Origin of the sequence: Aeromonas sp. QDB03 (assembly GCF_027707985.1) — a bacterium.
Classification (GTDB): Bacteria; Pseudomonadota; Gammaproteobacteria; order Enterobacterales; family Aeromonadaceae; genus Aeromonas; species Aeromonas hydrophila.
The window spans coordinates 346,918-359,928 of record NZ_JAPCJG010000001.1 but is presented as its reverse complement, the minus strand read 5'-3'; the positions used below and the strand labels follow the sequence as shown (position 1 = coordinate 359,928).

General features: G+C 63.4%; 10 protein-coding genes. 4 read left to right on the top strand and 6 right to left on the bottom strand.

From position 1 onward, the window contains the following. Positions 1–54: 54 nt before the first annotated feature. Positions 55–1,425 (bottom strand): heme anaerobic degradation radical SAM methyltransferase ChuW/HutW, encoded by a 1,371-nt coding sequence (gene hutW / locus PG900_RS01615; RefSeq protein ID WP_270830776.1) that lies wholly within the window; start codon positions 1,423–1,425, stop codon positions 55–57. A gap of 262 nt (positions 1,426–1,687) precedes the next feature. On the opposite strand from hutW, the gene PG900_RS01610 reads away from it, so the two are divergent. Further along, positions 1,688–3,283, top strand: a complete 1,596-nt coding sequence (locus PG900_RS01610; protein ID WP_043123356.1) for a methyl-accepting chemotaxis protein — start codon at positions 1,688–1,690, stop codon at positions 3,281–3,283. Positions 3,284–3,389: 106 nt separating this feature from the next. On the opposite strand, the gene aroG is transcribed toward PG900_RS01610, so the two are convergent. The 5 genes from aroG to PG900_RS01585 form a co-directional block, all read right to left on the bottom strand. Continuing rightward, a complete protein-coding gene (aroG, locus tag PG900_RS01605) occupies positions 3,390–4,445 on the bottom strand; it encodes a 3-deoxy-7-phosphoheptulonate synthase AroG (RefSeq protein WP_011705850.1) in 1,056 nt (351 codons plus the stop codon). A gap of 213 nt (positions 4,446–4,658) precedes the next feature. Beyond that, the gene (gene aroA / locus PG900_RS01600; RefSeq protein WP_270830775.1) at positions 4,659–5,942 is read right to left on the bottom strand and encodes a 3-phosphoshikimate 1-carboxyvinyltransferase; all 1,284 of its coding nucleotides are present in this window, start codon (positions 5,940–5,942) and stop codon (positions 4,659–4,661) included. 171 nt (positions 5,943–6,113) lie between these two features. Continuing rightward, complete coding sequence (gene serC / locus PG900_RS01595) at positions 6,114–7,202, bottom strand: 3-phosphoserine/phosphohydroxythreonine transaminase (RefSeq protein WP_011705848.1); 1,089 nt, start codon at positions 7,200–7,202, stop codon at positions 6,114–6,116. A gap of 224 nt (positions 7,203–7,426) precedes the next feature. After that, the gene (locus PG900_RS01590; protein ID WP_226031803.1) at positions 7,427–8,353 is read right to left on the bottom strand and encodes an electron transfer flavoprotein subunit alpha/FixB family protein; all 927 of its coding nucleotides are present in this window, start codon (positions 8,351–8,353) and stop codon (positions 7,427–7,429) included. A gap of 100 nt (positions 8,354–8,453) precedes the next feature. Next, positions 8,454–9,203: an electron transfer flavoprotein subunit beta/FixA family protein gene (locus tag PG900_RS01585; RefSeq protein ID WP_226031804.1), complete on the bottom strand. Its 750-nt coding sequence runs from the start codon at positions 9,201–9,203 to the stop codon at positions 8,454–8,456. Between the two features lie 124 nt (positions 9,204–9,327). On the opposite strand from PG900_RS01585, the gene PG900_RS01580 reads away from it, so the two are divergent. The 3 genes from PG900_RS01580 to PG900_RS01570 all read left to right on the top strand — a co-directional run bounded on the left by PG900_RS01580 (position 9,328) and on the right by PG900_RS01570 (position 12,984). Beyond that, complete coding sequence (locus PG900_RS01580) at positions 9,328–10,971, top strand: electron transfer flavoprotein-ubiquinone oxidoreductase (protein ID WP_270830774.1); 1,644 nt, start codon at positions 9,328–9,330, stop codon at positions 10,969–10,971. A gap of 452 nt (positions 10,972–11,423) precedes the next feature. After that, entirely contained in the window at positions 11,424–12,371 is a 948-nt protein-coding gene (gene corA, locus PG900_RS01575) for a magnesium/cobalt transporter CorA (RefSeq protein ID WP_011705843.1), read from the top strand. A 142-nt stretch (positions 12,372–12,513) separates the two neighbouring features. Further along, complete coding sequence (locus PG900_RS01570; RefSeq protein WP_270830773.1) at positions 12,514–12,984, top strand: DUF2919 domain-containing protein; 471 nt, start codon at positions 12,514–12,516, stop codon at positions 12,982–12,984. Positions 12,985–13,011 lie beyond the last annotated feature (27 nt).

Sequence of the window (13,011 nt, the reverse complement as noted above, 5' to 3'; positions counted from 1 at the left end):
TTATCATCCCCTCTTTACCCGGCCCTCTCGGCCAGCGCACTCACACCAGCACACTCACACCAGCGAATGGCGCACCGCCTGCGCCGGATCGGCTGGCGCCGTACCCGACCCCGCCAGCGGGTTGAGCTGCAAGTATTCAAACAGCCCGGCCTGCAGATTGACGTTCCAGAAACGCCCCGCCAGGGTGAGCTCAAGCCGCGCCTCGCTCAGCGTTGCCAGCCCGTGCTGTTGCCAGGCTTCGAACAAGGGCTGCAGATGTACCCGCAGCGGCGTAGGCAGGCGGGCCAGCGCTAGCCAGCCGCTGTCGAGCGCGCCGCGCAGCAGGCCATCGAGGCGGCCATTGGGATTGCGCCCCATCACCATGCCGGGGGCCCGCAGATCCGCCGCCAGCGCCTCGTGCCAGAGCGCCAGATCCCGGCCATACATGAGGCCGTGCCCATGCACGTTGCCGCCGGCCCCGGCCCCGAAGGGGAGGATCTCGGCGCCGCGCTTGGCCATCTGGTTGTAGCGGCTCTGTTCGGCCTCGCCGCGCCGCCAGTGGCTGCAGGAGAGCCGCTGCCAGTCCCCCTGCTCCAGCGTCTGGGCGCCATAGGCATACATGGTGGCCCGCTGCTGGCCATCGGCGGCCCAGCCGAGTTTGCCCTTTGCCTCGGCACGGGCCAGATTGGTGCCGGCCATGGCGATGAGTTGATAGAGATCCACCCCGTGCACCCCGCTTGCCATCACATCCGCGATGTCCTGACGCCACACGGCATCATCCTGGCCCGGCAGGCCGAAGATGAGATCGGCCACGATCACCGCGTCGTCGTGACGGGTCAGCTCCCCCAGCCGGGTCAACAGGGTCTCCCGGTCGTCGAAGCGGGCCGCCTCCTGGCGCACCTCGGTATCAAAGCTCTGCACCCCGAACGAGAAGCGGTTGAAGCCACCCGCCAGCGCACTGTGCCACTTGGCATCATCAAAGCCATTGAGGCGCCCCTCCAGGGTCACCTCCGCATCCGAAGTCAAAGGAAAACGACGGATGGCGGCGGCCAGCATCGCCAGCTCGTCGGCGCTCATGTCCGTCGGCGTGCCGCCCCCCACATAGACGGCCGAGAAGGGGCGGCTCTGGGTGAAGGGTGTCTCAGCGGCCCGAACAAGCGCGCTGCAGAGCGCGTTGACATAGCGGGTGATGCGGGCCGGGTTGGCGCCATTTTCAAAGAAATTGCAGAAGCTACAGCGCTTGCGGCAAAACGGAATGTGGATATAGAGCGCTCGCTCATCCGCCTCGCTCTCGCGGCGCCACCAGGCTTGCCAGTCGGCATGGTCGAGGGTGAGCGGGCGCATGCCGCCGCGACTGGCGTGGGCCGAGGTCTTGGCGCCAAAGGCAAACTTGAGGGGATCCGGGGTGGCAAGACCGGTCATGGTCGGGGTCAGCAGTGGTGTCATCGCAGGCAAGGTTATCAAGTGAAATAATGCAAATGATAACCAATATCAATAAATACCAAGTTTGTGCTGGATCAACTCAACGACGAACAGCTCTCGTTTGCTACGCACCATTAACCTCCAACACGGATCCAGTTAACAGATAATTTACTCAAGATGAGGTAGGGTGTGCCGATAGAGAACCATCTCCCCCGTTCTGATGAGCGAGCGCGGGGAGAGTCATCAACCATTGACGATCGCTCACCTGCGCATGGACCTGCCAACGATGCAAAATCTGTCTCTGAACTGGAAAATCTTTCTCCCCCTCGCCCTGGTCATCGGCTGCACCTTCGCCCTCAGCTTCGAGCTCTCCGCCTGGCTGCAACGGGATCTCGCCATCCGGCTGGCGGGTGAAAAGGTGGAGAGTGCCGCCAACACCTACATGGATCAGCTCAACGTGCTGATGATGACGGGGGCCATCGCCAACCGCCAGATCGTGCAGACCAAGCTCAAGAGCGAGGCCGGCATCGTCGAGGCCCGTCTGATCCGCGCCCCGGCGGTGACCAGCCTGTTCGGCCCCGGCCACCCGGATCAGCAGATTGAAGACAAGCTGGACGAGCGTGCCATCAACCAGGGGGAGACCATTCTCGAGCAGCAGGGCAACCAGCTCACCCTGATCAAGCCCTTCAAGGCCTACAAGGAGTACCGTGGCACCCAGTGCACCACCTGCCACCAGGTGGCGGAAGGCACCGTCATGGGCGCGGTGCGCATCAGTTACGATCTCAGCCACACCTTTGGCGAGATCCACCGCAACAACCTGATCCTGAGCGGCAGCCTGGTGGCGGTGTTCGGGCTGGGCTTCGGCCTGCTGGGTTGGGTGCTGCAGCGCTACATCAAGCGACCGGTACGCCATCTGCAGCTGGCCATGACCCGCATGGCCAAGGAGCGGGATCTCTCCCTCCCCTTGATCAATCCCAACCGGGATGAGCTGGGCGAGATGACCCGCGCCGTCAGCGACATGGTGCAGGGGTTTCGCCACAGCCTGCAGGAGGTGGAGAGCGCCACTCACCAGCTCTATCAGGAGTCCAACCAGATCCGCCAGGTGGCGACCCAGACCGAAGGCTCGGCCCGCCAGCAGGAGAGCATGACGGTTCAGGTGGCCGCCGCCGTGAGCGAGCTGGCCGCCAGCTCCCACGAGGTGCGCGAGCACGCCCGCAAGAGTGCCGAGCTCTCCGCCCTCACCAACCAGGATGCGGCCAACACCAGTCGCCTCGCCCAGCACTCCATCAACGACATGGGTGAAATGTCGGCGGAGATCGAACGGGTCGACAGGGTGATCCAGCAGCTCGACAACCGCTGTCTGGCAGTCGACGGGGTGCTGGAGGTGATCAAGGGCATTGCGGATCAGACCAATCTGCTGGCCCTCAACGCCGCCATCGAAGCGGCCCGGGCCGGCGAGCAGGGCCGTGGCTTTGCGGTGGTGGCCGACGAGGTGCGCGCCCTCTCCAACCGCAGCCGCGCCGCCAGCGAGGAGATCTCCCAGATGATCGCCGCCCTGCAGAACGAGGCCCAGAGCGCGGTGTCGGTGATCGGGGATGCCAAGGCCAAGGCGGACGAAAGCATCCACAAGACAGAGGCGACCCTGGCCGCCATGCAGAACATCATCGGCCGCATCAGCAGCATCAACGATCTCAACGCCCAGATGGCGCAGTCCGCCGAGGAGCAGGACAGGGTCTGCAACGAGGTGGACGGCTCGGTGAGCGACATTCGCAACACCTCCAACGACACCCTGGGCCAGGCTCACGCCGCCAACCTCGCCAGCGTCCAGCTGGTGGAGCAGTGCCGCAAGCTCGAGCAGTTGCTCAAGACCTACCGCTGGTGATCATGCCTGCCGCCCACTGCGGCCAATAAAAAAGCGCGACCCAGGGTCGCGCTTTTGTTGTGTGTGTCGTAGCTCAGGCGCGCCACGCGGCGCCGCCAGGCCGGGATCAGCCTGCGTTGCGGGTGGCCACCGCATCGGCCAGATTGCGCAGCAGGATTTCGGTGTCGGCCCAGCCGATGCAAGCATCTGTGATGCTCTGACCGACGGTGAGCTCGCACCCTTCCACCAGATCCTGGCGCCCCTCCACCAGATGGCTCTCCACCATGACGCCGAACACAGCCCGGCTGCCGGCACGCAGCTGACCGGCCACGTCCTCGGCCACCAGCATCTGGTTCTTGAACTGCTTGCTGCTGTTGGCGTGGCTGAAGTCGATCATCACCTTCTGCGGCAGACCGGCCTTGTCCAGCCCCTTCACCACCTCGTCCACGTGGGCAGCGCTGTAGTTCGGCTCACGACCGCCGCGCAGGATGATGTGGCAGTCCGGGTTGCCTCGGGTCGCGACGATGGCGGAGTGGCCGTACTTGGTCACCGACAGGAAGTGGTGCGGCGCACTGGCGGCCCCGATGGCGTCGATGGCCACCTTGATGGTGCCGTCGGTGCCGTTCTTGAAGCCCACCGGACAGGAGAGACCGGAGGCCAGCTCGCGGTGTACCTGGGATTCGGTGGTACGGGCACCGATGGCACCCCAGCTCATCAGATCCGCCACGTATTGCGGGGTGATCATGTCGAGGAATTCGGAGGCGGTCGGCAGCCCCATGTCGTTGAGATCCAGCAGCAGCTTGCGACCAATGCGCAGGCCGTCGTTGATCTGGCAGCTGTTGTCGAGGTAAGGGTCGTTGATCAGCCCCTTCCAGCCCACCGTGGTACGCGGCTTCTCGAAGTAGACCCGCATCACGATCTCCAGCTGGCCCTTGAGTTCGTCACGCAGCACCTTGAGGCGCTTGCCGTACTCCAGCGCGGCGGCGGGGTCGTGAATGGAACAGGGGCCGATCACCACCAGCAGGCGCTGATCTTCACCGGCCAGGATCTGATGGATGGCCTGACGGGATTCAAAGACGGTACTTGATGCGGTCTCGGTGGCCGGAAACTTCTCAAGCACCGCAACCGGGGGCAATAACTCTTTGATTTCACTGATACGAACGTCGTCGGTTTGATGCTGCATGACAAGGCTTCCTGCTAGATGACTGCGATAAAGAAACTTCAATCTAGCCCGCACGGACAGCGGTGTAAATAGAAAATTACATTATCCAGGAAGGAATTTTCTTATCCCACCTTGCAAGTTTTAATAATACTGCTAGGCGAGGATGAAGAGAGAGAGGTAGCAGAGCGGGACAGCCCAAAGAAACAGGCCCGCAGCGAGGCGGGCCTGGGTTCATCACGCGCGCTGACTGATGCTGGCCAGCTTGTCGAAGTAGTCCGGGAAAGTCTTGGAGGTACAACCCGGATCATTGATGGTGACGGCGGTATCGGACAGCGCCACCAGCGAGAAGCACATGGCGATACGGTGGTCGTTGTAGGTATCGATGGCCGCATGCTTGAGCTGCGCTGGCGGGGTGACGGTGATGAAGTCACGCCCCTCCTCCACCTCGACACCCAGCTTGCGCAGTTCGGTCGCCATGGCGTGCAGGCGGTCGGTCTCCTTCACCCGCCAGTTGTAGATGTTGCGAATCGAGGTGGGCCCCTCGGCGAACAGTGCGGCAACGGCAATGGTCATGGCCGCATCGGGGATGTGGTTCATGTCCATGTCGATGCCGTGCAACGGCGCCTGCTCGGCCTCGATGAAGTCGTCACCCCAGGTGATGTGCGCGCCCATCTTCTCCAGCACGTCGGCGAAGTGGATGTCGCCCTGAATGCTGTGCTTGCCGATGCCGGTGACTCGTACCTTGCCCTTGATGGCGCCTGCTGCGAGGAAGTAGGAGGCGCTGGAGGCATCCCCTTCCACCAGGAAGTCACCCGGGCTGACATAGCTCTGGTTGCCCTTGATGTAGAACAGCTTGTAGTTGTCGTGCTCGATGACCACCCCGAACTGCTTCATGATGTGCAGGGTGATGTCGATGTAGGGCTTGGAGACCAGCTCCCCCTTGATGTGGATGCGAGTGTCACCCGCCGCCATCGGCGCCGCCATCAAAAACGCCGTCAGGAACTGGCTGGAGACGGAACCGTCGACGTGCACATCGCCGCCCCACAACCCCTTGGCATCCACCACCAGGGGCGGATAACCATCTTTCTTCAGGTACTGGATATGGGCGCCCGCTTCGCGCAGGGCATCCACCAGATGGCCGATGGGGCGCTCTTCCATGCGCGGTTCCCCGCCCAGGGTGTATTCACCGGAACCCAGACACAACGCGGCGCACAGCGGTCGCATGGCGGTGCCTGCGTTGCCGAGGAACAGATTGACCGGCGCCGATACCGCGAAGCTGCGACCCAGACCGTGCACGGTGCACTCGGTCTTGTCGGCGGAGAGCTTGTACTTGACCCCGAGCTGGGTCAGCGCCGCCAGCATGTGACGAATGTCATCGCTGTCGAGCAGGTTGGTGAGCCGGGTGGTGCCACGGGCCAGGGCTGCCAGCAGCAGCGCCCGGTTGGACACGCTCTTGGAGCCGGGCAGATTGACCTCACCGGCCACACGAGAAATGGGTTCCAAACGCAACGAATTCATAGACTTCCTGTACGATCTCAAAAAAATGACCTGACCGGACGTTAGCAGCCCGCGCCCTGCTCGGCAAGACTGCGGGTGGCACAAAAGCAGACCGCGAGGGCGGCCGGTCCGGCATCACGGAAAAAACAGACGCCGGGGAGTCCCCGGCGTCGGCAATCGGGGAAAAACGCCTCAGCCGTGGCGCTTGGCAAAGCCGTCCATAAAGCTGACCAGCGCCTTCACCCCTTCCAGCGGCATGGCGTTGTAGAGGCTGGCGCGCATGCCGCCGACGATGCGGTGGCCCTTGAGTGCCAGCAGGCCTGCGGCTTCCGATTCGGCCAGGAACAGCTTGTCCAGTTCGGCATTTTTCAGCTGGAACGGGATGTTCATCCGCGAACGGCAGCTGGCATCCACCTGGTTGCCATAGAAGCTCGACTGATCGAGATAGCCGTAGAGGAAATCGGCCTTCTCCTTGTTGCGCGCTTCCATCGCCGCAAGGCCACCCTGCTCCTTGAGCCACTCGAACACCAGCCCGGCCAGATACCAGGCATAGGTGGGCGGGGTGTTGAACATGGAGTCGTTCTTGGCGGTGAGCTGGTAGTCGAAGATCGACGGCACATCGGCGCGGGCCTGGTTCAGCAGATCGTCGCGCACGATGGCGATGGCCAGCCCCGACGGGCCGATGTTCTTCTGGGCGCCGGCATAGATGATGCCGAAGCGGCTCACGTCGATGGGACGGGAGAGGATGGTGGAGGAGAGATCCGCCACCAACGGCACCTTGCCGGTAGCCGGGATGTCGAACATCTCGATGCCGTCGATGGTTTCATTCGGGCAGTAGTGCACATAGGCCGCATCGGCGCGAAACGCCGGGGTCGGCAGCAGGTGGGAGATGCCCTCGGCACTCTTGGCCACCCCGTCAAAGGTCTGGATATCGCCGTACTTGCGCGCCTCGTCCACGGCACTCGCAGCCCAGACACCGGTCAGCAGATAGTCAGCCTTCTTGTTGGCGCCGCCGAGCAGGTTCATGGGCACCGCGGAGAACTGGCCACGGCCGCCGCCGTGCATGAACAGCACCTTGTAGTTGTCCGGCACCGCCAGCAGCTCGCGCAGATCGGCTTCGGCCTTGGCGGCGACCGCCATGTAGGGCTTGCCGCGGTGGGAAAGCTCCATGACCGAGGCTCCCAGCCCCTGGAAATTACAAAATTCGCGCTGGGCGCGCTCCATGACTTCGACCGGCAACATGGCGGGGCCGGCGCAGAAGTTGTAAATCTGTTTGCTCATGACGCTTTCCGTGAGTGGATGAGTGTGATCGGTGACTTGTCTGGTTTTACACAAGTGCAGCCCCCGGATCAAAGGCTTTTTGGGAGCTGGCTCAACCTTTTGTCGACCCGCCGCCAGCACAGTTGGCAGAAAAAAGCCCTGAACGGGTCAGGGCTTGCAGAGAACATGCGTGGAAACGGGCGCTTGCCGGCGCTCAATGCCCCCGGCCCCCTTTTTTCACCAGGTTACAGCTTGGCAGTGAGCTCCGGCAGCAAGGTGAAGAGATCCCCCACCAGCCCGTAGTCGGCCACCTGGAAGATGGGGGCCTCGCTGTCCTTGTTGATGGCGACGATCACCTTGGACTCCTTCATCCCCGCCAGATGCTGGATGGCGCCGGAAATACCGACCGCGATGTAGAGCTCGGGGGCCACCACCTTGCCGGTCTGGCCCACCTGCAGATCGTTGGCGACAAAGCCCGCATCCACCGCCGCCCGCGACGCCCCCACCGCGCCGCCCAGCTTGTCGGCCAGCGCCTCGATCAGGGCGAACTGCGCCTTGGAGCCCAGTGCCCGCCCACCGGAGACCACCACCCGCGCCGCCGCGAGCTCGGGTCTGGCGGAGCGCACGGCGCGCCGTTCGATGAGGCGGGTACGGCAGGCCACCTCGCTCACCGGCAACCGCGCTACCTGAGCCTGGCCGCCGCTCGCCGCCTTGGCGAAGGCGGTGGGCCGGATGGTCAGCACCTTGATGGGTGCGCTGCTCGCCACCCGGGCCACGGCGTTGCCCGCGTAGATGGGGCGCAGGAAGGTGTCGCCGCTCTCGATGCCGGTCACCTCGGAGAGCATCTCCACCCCGAGCCTGGCCGCCACCCGCGGCAGCAGATCCTTGCCCTGGGTGCTGGCGGCCATCAGGCAGTGCTGATAATCCCGCGCGATGTGGGCCAAGAGCGGATCGACCCCATCGCTCAGCCCCTCCGCCAGCATGGGATGCTCGGCCAGCAGCACCTTATCCACTCCCTGCAGGGCGGCGGCCTGCTCGCCCGCCTCGGTCAGCCCCTGCCCCAGCAACAGCAGATGCACCTCGCCGCCCAGCTGGCTCCCTGCCGTGACCAGGCGGGCCACGTTGTCGGCCAACTGGCCCTGATGATGTTCGGCAATGATCAATACGCTCATGACTGCCCCTTGCTATCGTCCGTTGATGTCCCTGCCTGTGCGCCCATCACGCCCTCGAGCTTGCCGCCGACGGGTGGAGTTCTGTTGATTGCTGGCAGCATCAGAGTACCTTCGCTTCGTGCTTGAGTTTTTCCAGCAGCTCGTCCACCGAGCCCACCATGATGCCGGCGCTGCGGGCCGCGGGGGCCATCACCCCGAGCAGCTGGGTCTGAGCGGCCGGCTCAACGCCGAGGTCAGCAAAGGGCGCGCTCTCGAGCGGCTTGCGCTTGGCCTTCATGATGTTGGGGAGCGAGGCAAAGCGCGGCTCGTTGAGGCGCAGATCCACGGTCACCACCGCCGGCAGCGGCATGCCGAGGGTCTCGAGGCCACCGTCAATCTCGCGGGTCACCTGCAATTCCCCCTCCACCAGCTTGATGGCGGAGGCGAAGGTGGCGAGCGGCCAGTCATTGAGTGCGGCCAGCATCTGGCCCACCTGGTTGTTGTCGGAATCGATGGACTGCTTGCCGAGCAGCACCAGATCGGGCTGCTCCAGCTCGCACACCTGTTGCAGGGCGCGAGCCACGGTGAGCGGAGTCAGGGTCTCGCCAGTCACGTAATGACGGGCCCGATCCGCCCCCAGCGCCAAGGCGTGACGCAGTTGTTCGGCCGCCGCCTCGGGGCCGAAGGTCACCACCACCAGCTCGCTCGCCACGCCGGCTTCACGCAGCCTGACCCCCTCTTCCACCGCAATTTCACAAAACGGGTTGATCCCCATCTTGACGTTGGCCAGCTCCACGTCTGAGCCATCGCTCTTGACCCGGACCTTGACGTTGTAATCCAGCACCCGCTTGACCGCGACCAGCAGCTTCATGACGCGCATCCCTCGCTTCTGTTGAGTGAATCCATGAAAACCCTCACATTTTTTTGCTTACATTTACTTTACGTTTACGTAAACTACCAGCACTACCCTAGGCCAAGTCGAGCACAGAGGCAAGATGGAACGCGAAGCAATGGAATTTGATGTCGTCATCGTCGGTGGCGGCCCGGCGGGACTCAGTGCCGCCATCGCCCTCAAACAACACAATGCCGAGCTGTCGGTCTGCCTGCTGGAGAAGGGGGCGGAGATCGGCGCCCATCTGCTCTCCGGCGCCCTGCTGGATCCCGTCGCCCTCAAGGAGCTGCTGCCAGAGAGCTGGCAACAGGCCCCGCTCGGGGTCGAGGTCAACGACGATCAGGTGCACCTGCTGCAAAGCGACAGCCGCGCCCTGCAACTCCCCAACTGGGCGGTGCCGCCGCGCATGCACAACGAGGGCAGCCGCATCATCAGCCTCGGCAACCTCTGTCGCTGGCTCGGTCAGCAGGCCGAACAGCTGGGAGTCGAAATATACCCTGGTTTTACCGCAAGCGAACTCATCATGGAAGCGGGACGGGTCAAGGGTGTGATCACCGGCGATCTCGGGCTGGATCGGGCGGGCAATCCGAAAGCGGATCACGTACCCGGCATGGCGCTGCTCGGTCGCTACACCCTGTTTGCCGAAGGGGCGCGCGGCCATCTCGGCAAGCAGTTGATCGCCGACTTTCAGCTGGAAAACGCCGCCCAGCCGCAGCATTACGCCATCGGCTTCAAGGAGCTGTGGCAACTTCCCCCCGGTCAGGGCAAACCGGGCCGGGTGCTGCACGGCAGCGGCTGGCCGCTCTCTGAGGGGAAGGAGGACAAGAGCCAGGGCGGCTTCTACCTCTACCATCTGGAGCAGGATCAGGTGGCGATCGGTCTCATCGTCGATCTCAACTACCGCAACCCCTGGCTCAGCCCGTTTGACGAGTTTCAACGCCTCAAGCACCACCCGCTCATCGCCGCGGCATTGCAGGGGGGCGAGCGCATCAGCTACGGCGCCCGCGCCATCGCCAAGGGAGGCTGGCACTCCCTGCCCCGCATGCACTTTCCTGGCGGCCTGCTCATCGGTTGCGATGCCGGCACCCTAGACTTCTCCCGCATCAAAGGGATCCACACCGCCATGAAGTCCGGCATGCTGGCGGCCAAGACAGTCGCCATGAGTCTGCGCGGCGGTGATGAAGGGGGCCGGGATCTGGCCGAATACGGCGATGCACTGCAACAGAGCTGGCTGGCCCATGAGCTCAAAACAGCGCGCAACTTCGGCGCGGCCCTGCACCGCTGGGGCCCCTGGCTCGGCGGCGCCTTCAACTGGCTGGAGCAGCGGCTGTTTGCTCGCTCGTCGCCGTTCACCCTGCTGGACAAGGAGCCGGACTACCGCCAGCTGCGCATGGCCAGCCGCTGCCAGCCCATCGACTACCCCAAGCCGGACGGCAAGCTCAGCTTCGACAAGCTCTCGTCGGTGTATCTGGCCAACACCAGTCACGACGAGGATCAGCCCTGCCATCTCAAGCTGCAGGATGAGACGATTCCGGTGGCGGTCAACCTGCCCACCTGGGCCGAACCCGCCCAGCGCTACTGCCCGGCCGGGGTGTTCGAGATCCTGGGTTCAGAGAGCCTGCCCCGCCTGCAGATCAACGCGGCCAACTGCATCCACTGCAAGACCTGCGACATCAAGGATCCGAGCCAGAACATCATCTGGACGCCGCCGCAAGGCGGCTGCGGCCCCAACTATCCCAACATGTAACAGGCTTGCCCATGCAGACCTGCGCAGATAACAAGGATGCGCAGCCCTGGCACATCGTCTGGACGCCACCGCAGGGCGGCTGCGGCCTCAACTATTGCAATATGTAATGAAAAGCGCGCGGCCGGGGGCTGTCGCAGGGCACTCGGCAGCCCACCATCCCGACCGGTGAACCTGACTCCTCCCGCGTGCCAAGGGGAATAAAGGAGGCGACGCCGGGATCACCCGTTTCAAGGTCGGCGTGGCTGCTCCGACCTCGCTGTTTTTTTGAGCGAACAGGCTGAACCTCCGATGAATAGGCCCTGACAAGCGCGGCCCGCCCCTGTATAGTTCGCCGCATTCAGGTTTTCCATCGGCCCGTTCAGCTTGTCCACGGGATCGCTTTCTACGCGCTCTAAGGCCGCATGACCTGTGCAACCATCCCTGATTACCCATGACTTCTTAAGGGGGGACAGATGATCACCGCCTACATTCTCAATAACAAGGTACTGGACATAGTCACGCTCGGGCCTGACGACATAGTGCCTGACAACACCGTCTGGCTGGATGCCTACAAGCCGGACACGGCGGAACGAGAATGGTTGACGGGCCTGTTTCTGGAAGAGGTGCCTGACAAGGAGGAGCTGGATGACATCGAAGCATCCGCCCGTTTCTACTGGGATACCGACGGTCTGCACATTCACTCCCTGTTTCCCCAGCGGATCGGCCGTGACACCAAGGGTGTCCACGTCTCCTTTACCCTGCGCAACAACCTGCTGATCAGCATCCGCGAGGATGACATCGGCCTGGTGCGCCTGCTGCGCCACTATATGCGTCAGGATCGGCTGGAGGTGGAGGATGCCCTCGACATCCTGCTGGAGGTGCAAAACCTCAAGGTAGAGTACCTCTCCGACCTTATCGAAGACGGTTACAAGACCCTGGAAAACACCGCCGATCAGATCTTCGAACCGGATCAGATCAATCCCATGCTCAAGGAGTTGATGGCTCAGGAAGAGGCCAACGGCCAGATCCGTCTCTCCCTGCACGATACCCGTCGCGCCCTGCGCTTCTTGAAGCGCAGCCTGCGCCAGCGGATGAGCAACGAGCAGAACAAGTGGATCGACGAGATGCTGCACGACGTGGAGTCCCTGCTGCCCCACACCCAGTTCCTGTTCGACAAGATCAACTTCCAGCTGGAGGCCTCCATGGGGGTCACCAACCTGGAGCAGAACAAGGTGATCAAGATCTTCTCGGTGGCCGCGGTCATCTTCCTGCCGCCGACGCTTATCGCCAGCATCTACGGCATGAACTTCGGCCGCATGCCGGAGCTCGCCTGGGAGTACGGCTATCCGCTCTCTCTGGTGCTGATGGTGATGTCATCACTCGGCACCGGTCTGTTCTTCAAGCGAAAAGGCTGGCTATGACACCGGCGGCCCAACACCAAAAGAGACAAGCGGATTGGGGGGCATGGCCCCCCGATTAATTCCCGCCCCTCGCCCGCCTTGCAAAGGGCGCCCCTTCGCCCCATATCCCCTTCATCCTTTGCACAAACGACCCCGGGCAACCATGACCCTCTACCCCGAACACCGATATGACGATCACGGCCAGCTGCGCCCCCCTCTCTGGTTCTGGCCCATCGCCCTCTTGTTGACCCGCTCGGTCTGGCTGTTTCTGATGGCCGGCGTCACCCGCGAAAGCGGCAGCGCCATCCTGACTCTCTTCTACCCGGACCGGCTAGCCCTCTACATCAGCCTGCTGACCGACGTGCCCGCCATACTGGCGCTGCTCGCCTGCGGCGGCACCTATCAGCAGACCCGCAGCCTCCGGGCCTGGCTCAGACGCCACAGCCCATTGCTGCTGCTCTGCTCTGCCATCAGCGGCCTGCTGATGCAACTGCACAGCCTCAATCTGCAGAAGTGGTCGTTCAGCTGGCCCACCGCCCTGGTGCTGGTCGCTACCCTCTGGTCACTCTGGTATCTGCTGCGCAGCCGCCAGCTGCGTGAATACGCAGCCGATCAGCCCCACGCCGGCAACTGATCAGCCAGGTTCAACCAAGATGACCAG